At 55.2% G+C, this 20,186-nt stretch carries 9 protein-coding genes; 6 read left to right on the top strand and 3 right to left on the bottom strand.

All coding sequences use genetic code 11. The features are described 5' to 3' along the window. Positions 1-104 precede the first annotated feature (104 nt). Both C8N40_RS11985 and C8N40_RS11990 read left to right on the top strand, forming a co-directional pair. Positions 105-1,298, top strand: coding sequence for an aspartate aminotransferase family protein (locus C8N40_RS11985; protein WP_425440662.1), 1,194 nt, complete (start codon positions 105-107; stop codon positions 1,296-1,298). A gap of 225 nt (positions 1,299-1,523) precedes the next feature. After that, positions 1,524-3,281 (top strand): SLC13 family permease, encoded by a 1,758-nt coding sequence (locus tag C8N40_RS11990; RefSeq protein ID WP_108211991.1) that lies wholly within the window; start codon positions 1,524-1,526, stop codon positions 3,279-3,281. A gap of 604 nt (positions 3,282-3,885) precedes the next feature. Here the strand turns inward: C8N40_RS11990 and C8N40_RS11995 are convergent. Then, positions 3,886-4,197 carry a hypothetical protein gene (locus C8N40_RS11995; RefSeq protein ID WP_108211992.1) on the bottom strand — a complete coding sequence of 104 codons (312 nt, stop codon included), beginning with the start codon at positions 4,195-4,197 and terminating at the stop codon, positions 3,886-3,888. Positions 4,198-4,295: 98 nt separating this feature from the next. Further along, a complete protein-coding gene (locus C8N40_RS12000; protein WP_245905094.1) occupies positions 4,296-4,685 on the bottom strand; it encodes a tellurite resistance TerB family protein in 390 nt (129 codons plus the stop codon). 344 nt (positions 4,686-5,029) lie between these two features. On the opposite strand from C8N40_RS12000, the gene pfkA reads away from it, so the two are divergent. From pfkA to tamL, 3 genes are all read left to right on the top strand, one after another. Continuing rightward, entirely contained in the window at positions 5,030-6,001 is a 972-nt protein-coding gene (pfkA, locus tag C8N40_RS12005; RefSeq protein ID WP_108211994.1) for a 6-phosphofructokinase, read from the top strand. Between the two features lie 252 nt (positions 6,002-6,253). After that, on the top strand, positions 6,254-11,299 hold the full coding sequence (locus C8N40_RS12015; RefSeq protein ID WP_483878508.1) for a translocation/assembly module TamB domain-containing protein: 5,046 nt from the start codon (positions 6,254-6,256) through the stop codon (positions 11,297-11,299). Positions 11,300-11,303: 4 nt separating this feature from the next. Continuing rightward, positions 11,304-13,667, top strand: a complete 2,364-nt coding sequence (gene tamL, locus C8N40_RS12020; protein WP_108211997.1) for a translocation and assembly module lipoprotein TamL — start codon at positions 11,304-11,306, stop codon at positions 13,665-13,667. Between the two features lie 145 nt (positions 13,668-13,812). Here tamL and miaA read toward each other — a convergent pair whose 3' ends face one another. Continuing rightward, positions 13,813-14,739: a tRNA (adenosine(37)-N6)-dimethylallyltransferase MiaA gene (gene miaA, locus C8N40_RS12025; RefSeq protein WP_108211998.1), complete on the bottom strand. Its 927-nt coding sequence runs from the start codon at positions 14,737-14,739 to the stop codon at positions 13,813-13,815. 216 nt (positions 14,740-14,955) lie between these two features. Between miaA and C8N40_RS12030 the strand changes: the two genes are divergently transcribed. Then, positions 14,956-20,184 (top strand): PAS domain S-box protein, encoded by a 5,229-nt coding sequence (locus tag C8N40_RS12030; RefSeq protein WP_108211999.1) that lies wholly within the window; start codon positions 14,956-14,958, stop codon positions 20,182-20,184. Positions 20,185-20,186: the final 2 nt, after the last annotated feature.

The raw sequence follows: 20,186 nt of genomic DNA on the forward strand, positions 1-20,186 counted from the left end.
AACTTTAGTTTCAGAAAACCGGCTTTTGTTCCCGCCCAGTATCCCCTGATTTTCCTCAGAGCAACCGGTTCTTGCTTCTGCGCTTATTTCCGTAAATTTGCAACATGATTTCAATGAGACAATTATTTCTGCAGAATGTAGCGCAAACATCGGATTTCCCGCTGATGATTGAGGTGGAGAAGGCGGAGGGAGTATACATGTACGGCACGCAGGGCGAGCGCCTTCTGGATCTGATATCGGGTATTGGGGTGAGCAACGTGGGGCACCGGCACCCGCGCGTGCTAAAAGCGATACACGAGCAGCTGGATAAGTACATGCACCTGATGGTGTACGGCGAGTTTGTGCAGGCCCCGCAGGCAAAACTGGCGCAGGCCCTTACCAGTACGCTGCCAAAACGCCTGAACAATGTGTACTTCCTGAACTCCGGTGCCGAGGCTGTGGAGGGCGCCCTGAAGCTGGCCAAGCGCTACACGGGCCGCACGGAGCTCATCTCCTGCCGCAACGCCTACCACGGCTCCACCCAGGGGGCGCTGTCGGTAAACGGCAGCGAGAGCTTTAAGAACGCCTTCCGGCCACTGCTGCCCGATGTGCGCCACATACAGTACAACCACCTGCCCGACCTGCAAAGTATAACCACCCGGACAGCCGCCGTTATTGTGGAAACGATACAGGGCGAGGCTGGCGTTCGGGTACCCCAGAACGATTACCTGCAGCACCTGCGCCAGCGCTGCACCGAGGTGGGCGCCCTGCTGATACTGGACGAGATACAGTGTGGCTTCGGACGCACCGGCACGTTCTGGGCCTTTGAGCAATTCGGTATAGAGCCGGACATCCTGCTGTGCGCAAAAGGCATGGGCGGCGGCATGCCCATCGGGGCGTTTATTGCGCCGCAGGAGATAATGGCCGCTTTTAAAACCAACCCCATCCTGGGCCACTGCTCTACCTTTGGCGGACACCCGGTGAGCTGTGCGGCCTCTCTGGCTACCCTGCAGACCATTCAGGAGGAAAAGCTGCTGGACGGCGTGGCTGCAAAAGCCGCCTTGTTCAGGGAGTTGCTGGTACACCCAAGTATAAAAGAGGTGCGCGGCTGCGGCCTGATGATGGCTGCTGAGTTTGAGAGCTTCGAAGTACTGAAGGCCGTGATTGACCAGGCCATACAGAATGGTGTGCTCACCGACTGGTTTTTGTTCTGCGATAACTCGATGCGCATTGCCCCGCCCCTGGTTATTTCGGAGGATGAAATACGCGAGGCCTGCTCCCTTATATTACGGTCTATCGGTGAGGTGCTGAACAATTAAAAACAGGCACAGGAAAACCAGGTATTCGCCTTATTTCTATATTAGCTCACGCTGCAGCAAGCATACCGGCAACTATGGCCTGCTTGCTGCAGCTAGCTTCAGGTTCTGCTCTGCCCTTGCCGGTTAACCGCACTACGCTAAACGCGATGCGGTAACCGCAGCTATGATTGCACGTAAAAACCGTGGCTATACTTTGCCCCTGAAGGTAGCCTAAGCAAAAACGATATGGAAATAGCCCTAGTGCTGACACTGCTGGTGATTGCAATGGTGCTGTTTGCCACGGAGAAACTCTCCATCGAGCTCGTGACACTCACCATGCTCGTTATCCTGGCCAGCACCCGTATCATTACCCCCGAGGAAGCTTTTGAAGGCTTCAGCAGCGACTTTATCATCATCATCGCCTCCATTTTTATACTTAGCGCCGCCCTGCAGGAGACCGGTATATTTGACTTCGCCGTGGTTCGGCTGGTGCGGCTGGCCCACCGCAGCACCAACCTGATGCTCTTCGCGGTGATGGCCATCTCCGGAACCGTGTCCGCCTTCATGAACAACACCACGGTGACGGCCATGTTCGTCACCCCGCTCGTCGGCCTTTCCCGGCAAATCAACACGAGCTCCTCCAAACTCCTGATGCCCCTGGCCTTTGCGGCCATACTCGGCGGTACCTGCACCCTGATTGGCACCTCTACCAACGTTGCCGTGAGCGGCTACATCGCCCATGCCGGCCTGCCTCCTATCAGCATCTTCGAAATCACTGGTATCGGGCTTATCATCTTTGCCGTCGGGTTGCTTTATATGATGACTATAGGCCAACGCATGTTGCCAAGCCACGAAGACCAGCAGCTTACCGAAGAGTATAAACTGCAAAAGTACCTCACCGAGATTGTGGTGCGGGCCGATTCCCCGCTGGTGGGGCAGCTTGTGTTTGCCTCCGAACTTTCCACGCTCCAGTTCCGCATCCTCAACGTCATCCGGGGAAAGGACAATTTCCTGCCCGACTTCCGTACCCGCATTCAGGAGAACGACATGCTGCTGGTAGAGGGCGACCTGGACAACCTGATTAAGGTAAAGGAAACAAAGGGTATCGATATTATGGCCGATGTGATATCGGAGAAGGACCTGCAAACCGACAACATACGGCTGGCAGAAATGCTGGTGGTGCGGCAGTCTAACCTGATCGGGTACACGGTAAAGGAGGTTAATTTTCTGCAGCGCTACGGACTTGTGGTGCTGGCCATTTCCCGGCACGGCGAGACCCTCCGTACCAAGATAGGGAGCATACAGCTGCAGCTCGGCGATATGCTGCTGGTACAGGGCTCGCCGGAGCGGTTCGAGCAGCTGCGCAACAACAATAACCTGGCCCTGCTCGACGAGTTTGAGCCCCTGCTCTTTAAAAAGCGCAAGGGCATTATCGCTATCTCCTGTTTCCTGCTGGCCATCATCCTGGGTACCACGAAAGTACTTCCCCTCTCAATTGCTTTTCTGCTGGCTGCCTTGTGCGCTATTCTGCTCCGCTGCATCAGCTCCGAAAAAGCCTACGCCGCCATCGACTTTAAACTGCTGATCCTGATTGGGGGGATGACGGCTTTCGGCACGGCGATGGAAAACTCGGGGGCAGCAGATTTCCTGGCGAATGGCATTGTTAACTCACTGGGCTCCCTGGGCACTATAGCGGTGCTCACCGGCTTTGTGGTACTCACCGTTATACTTACCCAACCTATGTCCAATGCGGCAGCGGCCCTGGTGATAGTGCCGGTTGCCCTGCGCGCGGCAGAAGCCATGGGCTCAGATCCCCGGGCGTTTGCCATCGCCATCATGCTGGCTGCTTCTGTTTCGCTCATCACGCCTTTCGAGCCTTCCTGCATCCTGGTGTACGGCCCCGGCAAGTACCGCTTCTGGGACTTCATCAGAGTAGGTTCGCCGCTCACGCTGCTTCTCATCATTGTAATAGTAGCCATGGTGCCACTTTTCTGGCCTTTGTAGCCTGCCCTGGGGGATTAAGGGTTGAATAGCGGGTAGAGAACACTAGCAGCACCGGGTCCACCCACCCCTTCCCCTCCTTGGCTAAGGAGGGGAATTATCACCCCACCCCGGCCCTCCCCTAAGAACAGGGGAGGGAGTTCTGCTAATCGTATTGTCATCTCGAGCAGCGCGAGAGATCTATCTGGAATTCTAATCAGATCTCTCACAGCTACGCTGGCTCTCTTCGGCTCCCGCCTCAAGAGTGGTTGAGATGACAGCAGAGGCAGCGGCTATCGAATTGATTCCCAGCCTTTGGGTTGAGCGCCTTCTAGATTTCCGGTTTCGCTTCAGCGAAATTGCGACGTCAGGAGCAAAGGAAATGTAGACAGCGCGATGCCCGAAGGCGAGGCCTCCCGGCCTTGAGGGAGCCAAAGCTGGAGATGAAACGATAGGTATGTAAGGCTGGAGGATGAATGGTGGTTTGAAAGTATAGCTTTGTCCCAGATGTAGGATGCGATGGGTAGGAAAGTATAAGCATGTAAGTATAAAACGAACTACAAGCTCGTGCCAGCGACAGCAAAGGAAAGCCTAGCAAGTATAGCTCAAGTATAATAAAAAGCTCCCCCTACACTGCCCCCACCCAAAAAAGCGTAGAAGCCAGCGCAATGGCTACCACCACTCCCCCGCTTACCAGGTACGTGCTCAAACGCATCACGCGGCTGCGCTCAGCCTTGGATAAAGTATAAATCTGCCGCCGGGTATAGTATAGAAATACCAGCATGGCCAGCAGAAAACTGCAAAACCAGAAGGTACTGAAACGCAGCAGGAAAACAAGCGGGTGGTACTCGTCGGAAAGGTAAAGGGCAGCCACCGCCATCAGCAGGCTGCCGTATAGCGATAATATCAGAAACAGAAAGGAATTAGGGTTTTGCCTCATGCAGCACAGCGCAGTTTGGGTAGTCACTTAATAAGTATATACGCACCAACCCCTGCGCCCTATCGCTGAAAGTATAAAGTATAAATAGGACTTTACCGCTAACTTAAGAACGCCTGTGCCTCGTGCTTGATATTATCGCGGCTAAGGCCGTCTTTTACACCCATTGTTATTTTGCCTACCAGCACCCCCACAATCGATTTTTTAAAGCCCAGTTTTACAGCCATGCTGATACAGAAGTCCATCTCGCTCTCATCCACGATGCCGTCGGCCAGCATCATCTCCACCAGGTCATAGATCTGGTCAAAACGCTCAGAGTCGTTGGACGGCAGCTGCGCCTTTTTGGTATCGGCCTCTGTGATCAGGTGGCGCACCTGCTCGGGCTTAATGCCGTGCCGCTGGCCAATGTTGATGATAAACTTCATCTCGGCAGGATCCAGGTGGCCATCCACCTTAGCCAAAGCCCCAAGGTTGGCAATATGGCTTTTCAACCTTTTTGTCTCCTCACTTTCAAAAAAACCAAACATACGTTGCCTCTGTAGGTTAAATTAGTTTACTTGTACTCCGGTTTATGCTGGCACGGCCCCTGCAACAAATTATTCAAATAGTACGCTTTTTCCTCCCATAAACGGACCCCGCCATAAGGCAAGCGTATACTACGCCGATATAACATACGTTTTTTACTATCTAAAAGTCGTGCTATATCGGCAGTTTTTGTGCAGGCCTTTTTTTTACAAACGAACAACTCTTCCGTTCCGCATAATTTAAACTTTAATTAACTTGCGATTTGCGAAATTTGAGTATCATTACCACATTTAACAGACACTAATCTACCATGAAGAGAATTGGAGTATTTACTTCGGGCGGGGACGCGCCGGGCATGAACGCATGTATCAGAGCAATCGTGAGAGCCGCCGTCTATCATGGAGTGGAAGTATATGGCATTCACCGTGGCTACAAAGGCATGATAAAGGGCGAGATCTACAAAATGGACTCTCACTCTGTGAGCAATATCATACAGAAAGGCGGAACCATACTTCGCTCCGCGCGCAGTAAAGAGTTCGTAACACCAGAAGGCAGAAAAATGGCCTACGACCAGCTGCAGAAGTTTGGCATCGAGGGGCTGGTGTGCATCGGAGGAGACGGCACCTTTACCGGGGCTAACATCTTTTTCGAGGAGTTCGGCATCCCTACCGTCGGCGCCCCCGGCACCATCGACAACGACCTGTACGGCACTGACTATACCATCGGCTACGACACGGCCGTCAATACCGCCCTGGATGCCATCGACAAAATACGCGACACGGCCGACAGCCACGACCGCGTGTTCTTTATCGAGGTGATGGGCCGCGACTCCGGCTACATTGCCATGCCTTGCGCCGTGGGCGGCGGTGCCGAGATCGTCATGATCCCGGAGACAGAGACAACTATAGACGAAGTGGTGGACACCCTGCGCACTGGCTGGAACCGCTCCAAGACATCCTTTATCGTGATTGTGGCAGAAGGCGACGACGCCGGCAACGCCACCGAGGTGGCGGCCAAAGTGCAGCAGGAGCTGCCGCACATGGATGCCCGCGTCACCATACTTGGCCACGTGCAGCGCGGTGGCGCACCCACTGCCGCCGACCGGATGCTGGCCAGCCAACTGGGCATAGCCTGCGTGGAGGGACTGCTGGAAGGACGCAAGTGCGAAATGGCCGGTATCATCAATGGCGAGATTGTGTACACGCCGTTCATCGACACCATCACCAAGGACAAACTCATCAACCCGAACTACCTGAAGATGGTGAACATACTTTCTGTGTAAACACCCAAAGTATAAAGTATACCTTATCGCCCCGGATGAAGCGTAAATGCCTTATCCGGGGCTTTTTGTGTTTCCTGCCCATGCCCTGCCCGCTGCCAGAATATACTGGCTAAGCCAAACAGCAAAAAACCTATCCCTGCGCATACTTTTCCGTAAAAGCATACACGAACTCAGAAACCACGGAAAAATATCGCATCTGCCAAACATATCGCTAAAATCGCCCTGAAGGTAGTCCTTTGGCCGCTAGCCATTATCGTAGGGCTACTCCTACTTATTATCATCGCCCTGCAGTTTCAGGGCGTGCAGAACTTTCTTGCCAAGCAAGGCGAAAATTACCTGCAGAAAACCCTGGGTACCGAGGTCAGGATAGGCGGCCTTACCACCGACTGGCGGAACGCTTTGGTGCTGAAAGACATGTACCTGGAGGACCAGCAGCAGGACACGCTCTGGTACGCTGAACGCCTTGGCGTAGACATGGCCATACTTGCGCTCATCAGCGGGGAGGTGAACATCAGCAAACTAGACCTCGACAACGCTACCCTCAAGCTGCACATCCGCGAGGACAGCACCACCAACTTCGATTTCATCACGGAGGCCTTTGCCACAGACACTGCCGCAGCCCAGCCCACCGATACCACGGCCTCGGCCATGCAGATAACGCTCGGCACCATCAACCTGGACAATGTGTATGTCTCGTTCAGGGATGATGCCGGGGGCAACTACATCCGCATGCGCGTGGGCGAGCTGACCACCACTATGGATGAGCTGAACCTGGAGGAGCAGCGCTACCTGGTGGATGAGGTGCGCCTGGCCAATACCTGGGTGGCCTACGAACAAACCAAACTGCCTCCGCCCGATACCTCGGCCTACGAACCACTGGAGATGGATTTTGGATTGAACCGGGTGGAGCTGGAGAACCTGCGCCTGAGTTACTGGAGCCATCCAGCCGAACAGCGCATCGAACTGAAACTAGGCGAGTCGGAAGTGGTGTCGGATAAGATAGACCTGAAAAACGCCAAGGTAAACCTGAATAGCTTTGCCCTGCACAACACCGATTTGAAGTATGTGCAGGAAAAGTATAAACCTGCCGATTCGCTGGCTGTGAACCCGGAGCGGACCGTGAAGGAGCTGGACAAGAAGGTGGAGCACCTGCAGGGCGAGCCGGTGAACTGGGTCGTAACGCTGGGCGACCTGGACGTGTCGGGCCTGAACGTGGCCTTCGACAATTTTAACGCTCCCAAGCAGCCCCAAGGCATGGACTACGACCACCTTCGCTTTGCAAACGTGCTGCTCGACGCCCAGGACATCAGCTACAGCCTCAGCCGCACCGAGGCTACGCTAAACCAGTTTACCCTGCAGGAGCAAAGCGGCTTCAGGCTGGAGAATTTCACGGCGAACATCGTTTTCGACACCATCCATACCAGCCTCACCAACCTCGACCTGAAAACCGGCCACAGCCACCTGCAAAACCAGCTGGCCATGTCGTACCCCTCGCTGGAGGCAATGGCCGAGACGCCGGAGAAAATCGGACTGGACATCGACATCCGGAACAGCTACATCGGCATGCAGGATGTGCTGTACTTTATGCCGGATATGGCCCAAAACCCTTCGTTTAAAAGTATAGCCAAAGACAACGTACGCCTGACCGCCAAAGCCACAGGCACCCTGGAGAACCTGCGCGTCCAGACCCTGCAGCTGGCTGGCCTGAACAACACCCGCGTGGATGTGAAAGGAACGGTCCGCAATGCCATGGACCCGGACAACCTATACCTGGACCTGGACATTGACCGCTTTGCCACCACCCGCACCGATGTGCTGGCGCTGGTTCCTGCCGGCACGATACCGCCTAACTTCCGGGTGCCGCCACAGCTAAGTATGACCGGCAACTATAAAGGCAACCTGACGAACTTCGATGCCAACGCTGATCTGCGCACCTCTTTTGGTAATGTAGTGGCCAGGGTGGATATGGGCGCCAACGAAACCTTTACGGCTACCGTGCGCAGCGGCGGTTTTGCCCTGGACCAGCTCATGACCGACAGCCTGGGTTTGGGAAACATTGCCCTGGATGCCCAGGCGCGCGGCACCGGCCTGACCCCGGAAACGATGCGCGCCGATGTAAAAGCCGATATCCGGGTGTTCGACTATAGCAACTACAGCTATAAGGATGTGGACGTGGTCGCCAACATAGACCGCAACCTCTATACCGTACAGGCTACCGCCAACGATGAGAACCTGGCCTTTGACCTGGACGGCAAGTTTAACCTGCGCGACGCTCAAAAACCGGCTTATACATTTAACCTCGACCTGGCCCAGGCCAACTTGCAGGCACTAAACCTGTACCCCGAGCCCCTGGCAGTGCGCGGACAGCTGCAGGGCAGTTTTACCGGAGCCGACGCCAGCACCCTGAGCGGCAAGCTGGAGGGGCAGGCACTGCGGATAGAGCACAACGGCAGCGCCTTTCCAATAGACACCCTGGCGATGACCCTGGCCCAAACCGGCGAAGCGGCTGACATCACGCTACAGTCTGAGATAGTGGATGCTGAGATGCACTTTGAGAACACGCTGGCTACCCTGCCAACGGCCATGCTCAAGCATTTCTCCAACTATTTCGACCTGCAGCCCGACCCGCCTTTTCCGGCAAACCTGAACCTGGGCGACTTTACCGCCACTATCAACCTGAAGCAAACGGGTCTTATCACCTCCTTTGTGCCGGGGCTGGAGCAGCTGCAGCCTGCCACGCCCTTTGTGGCGACCTATAACGGTGATAACCAGCAACTGGAGCTGGACGGCCGCATCAGCAGGATTGTGTACACGGATTATACGTTGCAGAACCTGAACCTTTCGGTGCGCGGCGACCGGGATCAGCTGGCCTACGACCTGGACCTGAAGCGCCTGCTCTCCCCTTCTCTCACCATGGATAACATCAGCCTGGACGGGGCCGCCCGCGACAACGAACTGGCTGTGCGCGTGGCCATAGCCGGGGATAGCCTGCAGGAAAAGAACGAGCGCTTTGTAATAGGTGGGATTCTGAACAGCCTCGGCCGCGGCTACCGCTTCGCGTTTAACCCCGACCAGCTGGTGATAAACGGAGACAAGTGGGATGTGGCGCAGGACAATTACCTGCAGTTCGACACCGACCTGCTCTACGCCAATAACATCCGGCTGCAGCATAACAACCAGGCTATACTTCTAAACAGCGCCGGCCCGGTAGCGCCTCAGGCACCACTGGAGGCACGTTTCGAGAACGTAGACATCGCCTACATCATGCGCACCTTCCAGGCACCCGAAGACAGCCTGATGGCCGGTATCATCAACGGTACGGCAACCGTGCGCAACATTATGGGCGATAACCTGGCCTTCACCTCCGACCTCACCGTTACCGACTTTGCCTATGAGGGCATACCGGTGGGCAACCTAGCTCTGAATGCGAGCAGCGGCGACAACAACCGCTACAACATCAACGCCAGCCTGACCGGCAACGACAACCAGGTGCGCGTGGAGGGTTACATGGAGCCCCAGACAGAGGCCACCCTGCTGAACATGACTGCCAGTATAGACCGGCTGAACATGCATGCGCTGGAGGGTTTTATGGCCGGAATGGTGAACCAACTCGACGGCAATGCTACTGGCGACCTGCGTATCACCGGCACCGTAGCCCAACCGGATATACAGGGCCAGCTGAATTTTAACCGGGCGCAGTTTAACCTGGTGATGCTGGGCTCCCTGTTTACCCTGGAGAACGAGCGGCTGGAGTTCAACCAGCAGGGCATCCGTTTCCCCAACTTCACCATCACCGACTCTTTGGGCAACGACATGGTGGTGAACGGCAATATCCTGACGCAGAACTATACCGACTTTGACCTGGCGCTGGACGTGAAGACACCGCGCTTCCTGGCGCTTAACTCCACGGCGCAGGATAACAGCCTTTTCTACGGCAACGTGTTTGTTGGCGCCGATGCCACTATCAGAGGTAATGCCATGGAGCCTGTGATTAAGGTTAATGCCCGTGTGCTGGATGGCTCCGATTTTACCACGGTTATTCCTGCCGATGAGGTGGGTGCCGCGGAGCGGGAGGGCATTGTGGAGTTTGTGAACCTGAACCCGGAGATGACACGCATTATCCGCGAGCAGCAGGAAGACACCGTTAGTGTAACCGGTTTTGTGGGAGCCGATGTGGAGGCCCAAATCACCATTACGGACGCCTCTACCCTGACCATCATCATAGACCCCACCACGGGCGATAATCTCACGGTGCGGGGCTCGGCAGACCCGCTGTTCATTGGCATGCGGCCAACCGGCGAGATAAACATGTCAGGCCGCTTTACCGTGACAGAAGGCAAGTATAGCATGGACTTTTACGACCTGGCCTCCCGTGAGCTGGACATTGCCCAGGGCAGCTACATCAACTGGACCGGAGACCCGCTGCAGGCCATCATGGACATCACAGCGATTTACAATGTGGAGACGGCTCCGCAGGAATTGGTGGCTACATCAGTAGGCTCATACGAGGACCCCGCCCTGCGGAACCAGGTGCCGTTTCAGGTATATGTGTATGTGCGGGGCGAGTTGCTGCGACCAGAGATTGAGTTCGACATACAGCTACCCGAGGAAGAGCGCGGCAGTGTACCGGCGATCGTCACCACCAGCCTGGGCAACCTGCGCCAGGATGAGTCGGAGATGAACAAGCAGGTTTTCTCGCTGCTGGTGCTCAACCGCTTTATGGCCCCGGATCCCTTTACCAGCTCAGGTGGCGGCCTGGAGTCCACGGCACGCAACAGCCTGGGCCAGGTGATGACAGACCAGCTAAACCAGCTCACCAACCGCTACGCCGGTGGCCTGGGACTGGAGCTGGGTGTGGATTCCTACCAGGATTACTCCTCCGGCTCGGCCGAAGGCCGCACCGACCTGAATGTGGCCATGCGCCAGCAGTTTCTCAACGACAGGCTGACCGTGCGCGTAGGTACGGATATCGGACTGGAAGGCGGCAGCCAGACAAACCAGACCATGAGCGGCTTTGGTGGCGACATCTCAGTGGAGTATTCCCTGACCGAAGATGGAAGGCTGCGGGTGCGCGGCTTCCAGCGCAACCAGTACGAAGGCGTGATTGAGGGTGGCGACGTGCGGGCGACCGGCATGGCCCTCATCTTCGTGCGTGAGTACAACAACTTCTCCGACCTCTTCCGCGACCTGGAGAGCCGCCGCAGGCGCGATGAGGAGCGTAGGATTGAGGCAGCCCAGAAAATACGGGAGGAGAAACCCGAGGTAGAAAAAGAATTAAGAGAAGAAGGTACAAGATAAAACTATGCTAAACATCTACCCCCTGTTCCGGGCGAAAGAGGCCGGTGTGCGCTTGCTGCTGCTCATCTGCCTGCTACTGTCCGGCTGTAGCGTAACCAAGACGGTGCCCAAGGGTGATGCCCTCTTTACAGGCTTTGAAGTGAAAGTGGAGGGGAAGAACGATAGCAGCAACCGCAGCAAGCAGCTCGAGACCGAGCTGAGCGCCGCCGTGAGGCCGGAACCCAACGCCTCTATACTTGGCTTGCGCCCCAAACTGGCTATCTACAACGCTTTTTACACTGACAAAGAGAAGGGCCTCAGACACTGGATCATGACCAAGCTCGGGGAGCCGCCTGTGCTTATCTCGCAGGTGGACACCGGCAGCGTGAGCCAGGTAATGAGCAACCGCCTGCATAACCGGGGTTACTTTAACAACCAGGTCAGCAGCGCTACGGAAGTGGATACAGCCAAAAAGAAAGCGACCATAAACTGGATTGCCCGCGTGGGCGAACCCTACCGCCTGCGCAATATAAAGTATATGTTAAACGACTCGCTGGACATCCACCGGGCTATCCGGCAAACACAGCCGGAGTCGGTGCTTAAAAACGGGGAGCCTTACGACCTGGGGCTGATGACCGATGAGCGCATCCGCATCGACGGCCATCTGAAAAACAAAGGGTACTATTATTTCAGTCCGGATATGCTCATCTTCAGTGCGGATACCACCGTTGGCAACCGGCAGGCCGATGTGCTCATGCGTGTCAAGAACGCCACCCCCTCCCCGGCCCTGCATCCTTACACGCTGGATGACATTTACATCTTTGCCAACTACTCCATCGGCGATAGCCTGGCTGTGAACGACACGATCAGTATAATGGGCTACCATTACATTCCCAACGAGGAGTACCTGAAGGCCAAGCATTTACTCGATGGCGTATTTCTGGTCCAGGATAGCATTTATACCCGCGAAAACCACTTGCTCACTATCAAGCGTCTCTCCGGCCTGGCGGCTTACAAGTTCGTCAACATCGACTATAAACCCGACACCCTGAACCCGGGCAAGCTGGATGCCTTTGTGTACCTGACTCCGGCCCTTAAGAAATCCCTGCGGGCAGAGGCGCAGATGGTTACTAAGTCGAATAACTTTGCCGGTCCGGGCCTGAAGGTGTCCTTCCGGAACCGGAACGCTTTCCGGGGCTCCGAGGTGCTGAACGTGGAGTTTACCGGCAGCTTCGAGTCGCAGGTGGGTGGCCGTGGCACGGGCGAGGTGCCCGAGGGCGTGGAGGCGCCTGAGAAAAGCGGCATCCCCTCCTACGAGCTGGGCGTGCAAACTACACTGGCCATCCCCCGGATCGTGTCACCGTTTAACCTGCGCAACCTTCGCACCGAATTTGTGCCGCAAACCCGCATCGGCCTTGGCTTTAACTTTCTGAGCCGCTCAGGTTTTTACCAAATCAATTCGTACAACGCCACCTATGGTTATACCTGGCGGCCCAAGGAGACGCTAACCTTCGATGCCACGCCCATCAACTTGCAGTATGTACGTCTCACTAAAACGACGGAGGCCTTCGATACGCTTTTGGCATTAAACCAGTACCTGCGGAGCAGCTTCGAGAATCAGTTTATTGTGGGCGGGATTTACCAGATGACCTACAGCAACCAGATGTTTAAAGACCGCACCAGCAACTTCTTTAACAGGCTCACGCTGGATTTGTCGGGCAACGTGGTGAGTGGTTTCCAATCGCTTATGGGCAAACCGAAGCCTACCCCGGAAGAGCCGCGCGTGCTGTACAAGGACCGCTTTGCGCAGTATCTCTTGGTGGATAACGACTTTCGGCATTACCTGAACCTGGGCACCGAGAGCCAATTGGTGTGGCGACTGGCAACAGGTGTGGGCTACTCTTACGGCAACTCCAGAACCATGCCTTACGTGAAGCAATTCTCGGTGGGCGGCCCTAACAGCGTGCGGGCATTCCGGGCGCGCAGCATTGGCCCGGGCACCTATGAAGTTCCGGACTCTGTTGCTTTTTCCTTTTTTGACCAGGTAGGCGATATCCGCCTGGAGACTAACCTGGAGTACCGCTTCCCGATAGCGGGATTCTTTAAGGGCGCCGTGTTTGCCGATGCCGGTAATATATGGAACCTGCGGGAAACCGATAAAGATGGAGCCAAATTCGAAGCCAAGAACTTTCTGAGCGAGCTGGCGGTGGGCACTGGCGTCGGCTTGCGTATAGACGTGGAATTCTTTGTGATTCGCCTGGATTTGGGCATTCCGGTGCGTGTACCTTACCTGCCCAAAGGAGACAGGTTTGTGCTGAACGAGTTCAATGGCAGCTTCAGCGGCGACTACGGCATGGTGCTCAACATCGCCATCGGATATCCGTTCTAATATTGAATGAGTGAGTGAATGAGTGAATCTTCCCCATGTCAGACTGGAAGGATCTTGGTAGCGAGCAGCGACTGCTTTTATACTTCGCCACCAAGATCTTTACAAGATGACAAACTTGGATGAAAGTACCTTCTCAATCATACACTCAACCATTCATTCGCTCATTAATATACGCTACTATCTCCTGCCACTGCTCCGGGTGGAACCAGGCATACTCCTCCGGATGCTTACTGAACCAGGTGAGCTGACGCTTGGCGTAGCGGCGGCTGTTGCGCTTTAGCAAGCGCACGGCTTCCTCCCAGCCATACTTGCCCTCCATGAAATCGAATATCTCCTTATAGCCTACCGTCTGCAGCGCGTTGTGCTCGCGGTAAGGGTACAATGCTTTGGCCTCCTCTAAAAGCCCCTGCGCCAGCATCAGGTCCATGCGCTGGTCGATGCGGCTGTAAAGTTCGGCGCGGTCGCGGGTAAGGGCTATCTTGATGATGTTGAAGGGGCGCTCTACCCGCTCGCTCTTTCTGAACGAGGAATAGGGCTGTCCGCTGCTCCGGCATACTTCCAGCGCCCGGATGACCCGCTGCGGGTTGGCCTTGTCTACCTGGGCAAAGTATAAAGGGTCCAGTTGCTGCAGCTGGTCCAGCAGTGGCTGCAAACCCTCCTGTTCATACTTTTCTGTAAGCTCCTCCCGCACCTGCGGGTCCGCCTCCGGCATCTCGTCCATGCCCTCCAGCACCGCCCGCACGTACAGCCCCGAGCCGCCGGTCATCAGCACCACGTTATGCTGCCTAAAAAGTTGCTCCAGCAACGTCAGCACATCCTGCTCAAAGGCCCCGGCGCTATACTCCTCCGTTATACTGTGCGAGTCCACGAAGTGGTGCTTTACCCCCTGCTGCTCCCCGGGTGTGGGCTTGGCCGTGCCAATTTGCATTTCCCGGAAAAACTGCCGGGAGTCGGCCGAGATTATCTCGGTGCCGTAGTGCTTTGCCAGCCGCACGCACAGGTCGGTTTTGCCCACTGCCGTCGGCCCCACCACCACCACCAGGTGCCTGTTATACTTGGTTACACTTTCCATTTATCTGATACTGTTCACGCTATGGGCTTCGGTTAAAATCTGGCGGCCTGCTCTGCAAAAAGGCACAAACCACGCCGCCGTTTTGTTATAGCTTGCAAAAGCGAAAGCCGGCATTTATATTTTTTTGCTAAATTATCGCTTTATTTATGAAATTAGCATAGGCGTTGCGACTGGCTACAGTGCCTTTCGTTTGCTGTTATACTTTAAAACCAGAACATGCCCTATACTTTAAACCGGCAACCTGAAGATAAAACCGTGCAGGCAGCATCTAACCTCTTGCAGGTGCTGGTGCAGCTGGCCAAACCAAGCCATGGCGTGATAGTGGCCCTTCCAAACGGGCAAGTACTGGCAGCCAACGCACAAGTCAGGAATTACAAACCCACCGACTCCGACTTTGATGCCACCCGCCATCTGCGCAGCCTGTTCGGCCACACGCAGGAGCAGTTTGCCCAGGTAATGGAGGAGTTAAAGCAACAGCGAAAGTATGCAGGCGCCGTGGAGCAGGACGAGGAGGATGACCAGCACTGCAGCGCTTATACCTACAGCTGTCGCATGGTGCACTTCCAGGACGAGCCATTTGTGTGCGTGGAGCTGGCCAACGTAGGCCAGGCCACTGCCCTGCTGCCCTACGACGGGGACAGCTACCACGATGTGTTTGAGGAAAATGCCGAGCCCATGTTCCTGCTCGACTGCGAAGGGCATTTTATTGACATCAACCAGGCAGCGCTGCAACTGGTAAGCCAGGACAAAGACCTGTTGGTGGGCAAGTCCATTTTCAGGGCTTTTAAGCTAAACCTGTTTGAGCGGGTGGCCCTGAAAGGGCAGCTAAAAAAAGCGCTCGACGGAACCAAGCAGAAATTTGAGTGGTGGATTCATGAGAACAGCCACCACCTCCTCCCTGTTGAGATAACCCTGCAGCGGGGTAGGTTTAAGGCTCAGGAGATACTCTATGGCACTGTTTACAACCTGAACGAGGTCATCGAGACGGAGCAGGATGTGCGCTTCCGGAACCATCAGTTGGAGTTCGTGAACCAGCTCATCACCAACCTCTCCTCCACCGACAGCCCGCACTCCATCCTGCACAACACCCTGGACGAACTGCTGGAGAAGAGCGACGTGAAAGGGGGCTGCGTTTATACTTTCGATACATACGAGGCAGACGTGGTACACCTCTCCTACTCTGCCGGCGAGGCAGGCCCCCATGCCCTGCCCGAAGAGCTGCAACTGCCCCTGGCACAGGTACAGCAGCTGTACTCTGATAACAGCCGCCATGCCGTAAGGGCACTGGAGGAACACCTGCAGAAAAAGCTTTACCGCACTTTAACGCTTGTGCCCATTACATCGGACAACAAGGTGCTGGCCCTCATACTTATATGGCCAAACAACGAGCCGCGCATGACGGAGTCGTTCGTTTCGCTGCTCGATTTTATCGGCTCGGCCATTGGCAACTACATTGAGCGGCACAGGCTGCAACAGCAGCTCATCAGCTCCGAAGACAAGTACAAGCTGCTCTTCGAGTCCTCTTACGACGCTATTCTCCTCTTCAAGGATGGCCTGGTGGTAGAGTGCAACGACAAGGCCATTGAGTTTTTCCGCTGCACCCGCGAAGACCTTATCGGCAAGTCGCCTGTAGACTTCTCGCCCGAGTTTCAGCCGGACGGGGAGCGCTCCTCGGACAAGACGGCCCGCCTGATGCAGGAGGTGCTGGAGACGGGCCGTTCCGTCACGTTTGAGTGGAAAAACATCCGCAAAGATGGCACTCCCTTCGACTCAGAGGTTAATGTCAACCGCCTCCTGCTGGACGGCCAGTCCTATATCCAGGTATTTAAGCGCGACATCACACAACGCAAGCTGGTACAGCAGAGCAAGCGACGCGAGGAGGTGCTGCACGAGTCGATGAACCAGTTCCGCAGCTTCCTGGACAAGGTAAACCTGATCTACTACAGCCTCGACACAGAGGGCCATATTACCGTGGCCAACGACTACTTTATGAAATATGTCGAGTACCCGGAGGAAGAGCTGATCGGCCGGAATTTTTACGAGCTGCTTGTGCCCAAACAGGAGCGCTCGCAGCGGATGCAGGATTTTAAAAAGGCCCTGCAGACAAAGCAGATTAGCTCCTACTACGAGCGTGATGTGATCACAAAGTCGGGTCAGCTGAAGACCATGCGCTGGAACGCCATGTTTGACTACGACACGGAAGGGCAGATTACGGGTATCACGCACGTGGGCAAGGACATGACCGACAAACGCATTGCCATGGAGGCCCTGAAGGATAACAAAATCCGCCTGCAGGACCTCTTTGACAATGCCCATGACCTGATCCAGAATATCTCGGTTGACAACAAGTTCATCTTTGTAAACAAAGCCTGGAAAGACCGCCTCGGGTATACCGACCAGGACATCGAGTCGCTGACGCTGAACGACATTGTGCACCCCTACTACAAGGCCAAGCTGATTTACCAGCTGCGCAACCTGTACAAGGGCGAGAATGTGAACAAGATAGAAACGGTATTCCTGACCAAGAGCGGAAAGCCGGTGCACCTGATTGGCAGTATCACCTGCAGCTGGCAGGATGGCAGGCCCGTAGCCACGCGCGCTATCCTGCACGACATCACGGACCGCATCAAGGCCGAGCGGCTGCAGAAAGTATACTATAGCATCGCCAACCTGGCCATCAGCAGCAAGGACCTCAACTCGCTTTACTCGGCCATCCACCGGGAGCTGAGCAAGATAATCGAGACGCGCAACATCTACATCGCCCTCTGCGACCCGGAGCAGAAGGACCTGAGCTTTGTATACCTGGTAGACCTGTTTGTGGACAGGGCCTCAAAGGCGCAGATGAAGCGGCCGTTCTCCAGGGGGCTTTCGGAGTATATCATCCACACGGGCAAGCCGTTGTACATGCAGAAAAAGGAGCTGCTGGAGCTGGCCGACCGCGAAGGGCTGGTCCTGTTTGGGGCGGTGCCGGAAGTAATACTTTGCTCTCCGCTGGCTATCGGCGAGCGTATCATCGGTGTCATTGCGCTGCAGGATTACCAGAACCCGGAGGCTTACGTCAGTACCGATATCGAGATCCTGCACTTCATCTCGAACCAGGTGGCCCTGGCCATCGAGCGGAAACGCAACGAGGAGCAGATCAACACGCAGAACGCGCGCCTCAACGCCATCTTCGAGTCAGGCACCCACCACATGTGGTCCATCAACCGCAACTACGAGCTGACCTCCTTTAACCGCAACTTTGCGCAGGAGTTTAACGACCGAAACAAGCTTGAACTTACCTCTTTCACCCAAATCAGCAACGACACAACGGTGCATGAGGGGTCGTGGGCTTTCTGGGAAGACAAGTATAAGCAGGTGTTTGCCGGGCATCCGCAGCACTTTGAGATTGAGCTGCAAAACGGCAAAAGCTGGCGCGAAGTATACCTGCACCCCATCTACATGGAGGATGGCTCATTTGAGGAAATATCAGGTATTGCCCTGGACATAACAGATAAGAAGAAGTCGGAGCTGGCCCTGGCAGAAAGCGAGGAGAAATTCCGAAACATCTTTGAGTCGTTCCAGGACGTGTATTACCGCACCGACCTCTCCGGAAACCTCTTGCTCGTCAGCCCCTCGGTCACGCAGTTGCTGGGCTATAACGAGCAGGAGGCGCTTGGCATGAAAACAACCGACTTCTATGCCAACCCTGAACAACGAATCCTCCTTATTAACAAGGTATTGGAGCAGCAAAACGTGCGGGATATAGAAGTCGAGATGGTTTGCAAGGATGGCACCCGTAAAACAGTTGTGCTCGACGCCAGGCTGGTATATGATGACGCTGGCGAGCCTATGGGCCTGGAGGGTGTTATCCGTGACGTGTCGGAGCTGAAACGCACGCAGATGGCTTTGCTACGCGCCAAGGAAGAGGCCGAGAACCTGCTGAAGGTGAAGACCCAGTTCCTGGCCAACATGAGCCACGAGCTGCGCACCCCGATGAACGGTATCATCGGCATGATAGACCTGATGAGCCAGATCAACACCGACCCGGAGCAACGAGAGTACATCGACACGCTGCGCAAGTCATCGGACGCCCTGCTGGCTATTCTGAACGACATCCTGGACCTGAGCAAGATACAGGCGGGCAAGCTGGTGCTGCACGAGAGCGGCGTGGACCTGCACGAGACATTGGGCAAAATACATTCCCTGTTCGTGAACCGGGCCCAGCAAAAAGACCTGCAGTTTACCTACAGTATCGCACCCAATGTGCCGCGCCACATCGTTACCGACGAGACCAGGCTGCTGCAGATTTTGTCCAACCTCACCTCCAACGCCATTAAGTTTACCAACGCCGGTTCTGTAAGTATAACAGTGGGTGCAGATAAGCTGGACGGTCAGCACTACAGGCTGCATGTGCGCGTGAAAGACTCGGGCATAGGCATCTCGCCGGAAGGGCAGGAACTGCTGTTCAACGATTTCACCCAGCTTGACAACTCCTCTACGAAAACCTTTGGCGGCACCGGCCTGGGTCTTGCCATCTCCAAACAGCTCACGCAACTGCTGGGCGGCGACATCGGTGTGGAGTCCGAGGAGGGCGAGGGCAGCGTGTTCTGGTTTGACATACTCGTGCGCGCAGCCAGCACCCAGGAGGTAGAGGCACAGCAACTGCGCCAGCTGCAGCAGCACCAGGAGGTAGACACCTTTGAGGATGAACCCTACGTGCTGCTGGTGGACGATAACCAGATAAACCAGAAGGTGGCACAGAAGCAGCTCGAGCGCCTGGGCTGCCGCACCGACATTGCCTCCAACGGCTTTGAGGCGATTGCGCATGCCACCCAGCACCAGTACGACATCATTTTCATGGACATCCAAATGCCTGAGATGGACGGGGTTACCGCTACGAACCTCATTAAAGAGCAGCTCGGCAGCGCCTGTCCGCCCATTGTGGCCATGACGGCCTATTCCATGAAGGACGATGCCGAGAAGTTCATGAACCAGGGAATGGATGACTATGTATCCAAACCGGTAAAAAGCTCCGACCTGCATGCCGTGATAAGCAAGTGGATGGCCAAAGACGCCGGTATTGGGGAGAAGGCTGCTGCGGAAGAGGCGCCGGAATCGCAGGAGCCTATCATAGACTTAGCTGTGGTGGAGCAGCTAAAGGAGATAGGCGGAGAGGATTTTACCAAGCAATTATATTCCGAGTTTGAGGAAGAAGCCGCCGGGCTGCTCCAGGAAGCCAAAAAAGAACTCGATATACAACATTACAAAGGTATTTTAAGTACATTGCATCAACTTAAAGGTACCGGTTTTACTCTGGGCATAAATCCGCTGGCTGAACTGGCCAAAAAAATAGAGCACAACATCAAAAACGACAACCTGGACGAAGTGGACAAAGACTTCTCTGCGTTGCAAATGCAGTACGAAAACTATAAAAAAACTTATAAGGACATCATATTCAGCTAAAA

The sequence above is a fragment of the Pontibacter mucosus genome (genome assembly GCF_003054055.1).
Classification (GTDB): Bacteria; Bacteroidota; Bacteroidia; order Cytophagales; family Hymenobacteraceae; genus Pontibacter; species Pontibacter mucosus.

What these genes read in the sequence shown, in the direction of transcription:
- C8N40_RS11995 (WP_108211992.1), bottom strand. Translation starts at nt 4,197, where the DNA reads ATGAGGCAAAACCCTAATTCCTTTCTGTTTCTGATATTATCGCTATAC.
- C8N40_RS11985 (WP_425440662.1), top strand. Translation starts at nt 105, where the DNA reads ATGATTTCAATGAGACAATTATTTCTGCAGAATGTAGCGCAAACATCG.
- C8N40_RS12030 (WP_108211999.1), top strand. Translation starts at nt 14,956, where the DNA reads ATGCCCTATACTTTAAACCGGCAACCTGAAGATAAAACCGTGCAGGCA.
- C8N40_RS11990 (WP_108211991.1), top strand. Translation starts at nt 1,524, where the DNA reads ATGGAAATAGCCCTAGTGCTGACACTGCTGGTGATTGCAATGGTGCTG.
- tamL (WP_108211997.1), top strand. Translation starts at nt 11,304, where the DNA reads ATGCTAAACATCTACCCCCTGTTCCGGGCGAAAGAGGCCGGTGTGCGC.
- miaA (WP_108211998.1), bottom strand. Translation starts at nt 14,739, where the DNA reads ATGGAAAGTGTAACCAAGTATAACAGGCACCTGGTGGTGGTGGTGGGG.
- pfkA (WP_108211994.1), top strand. Translation starts at nt 5,030, where the DNA reads ATGAAGAGAATTGGAGTATTTACTTCGGGCGGGGACGCGCCGGGCATG.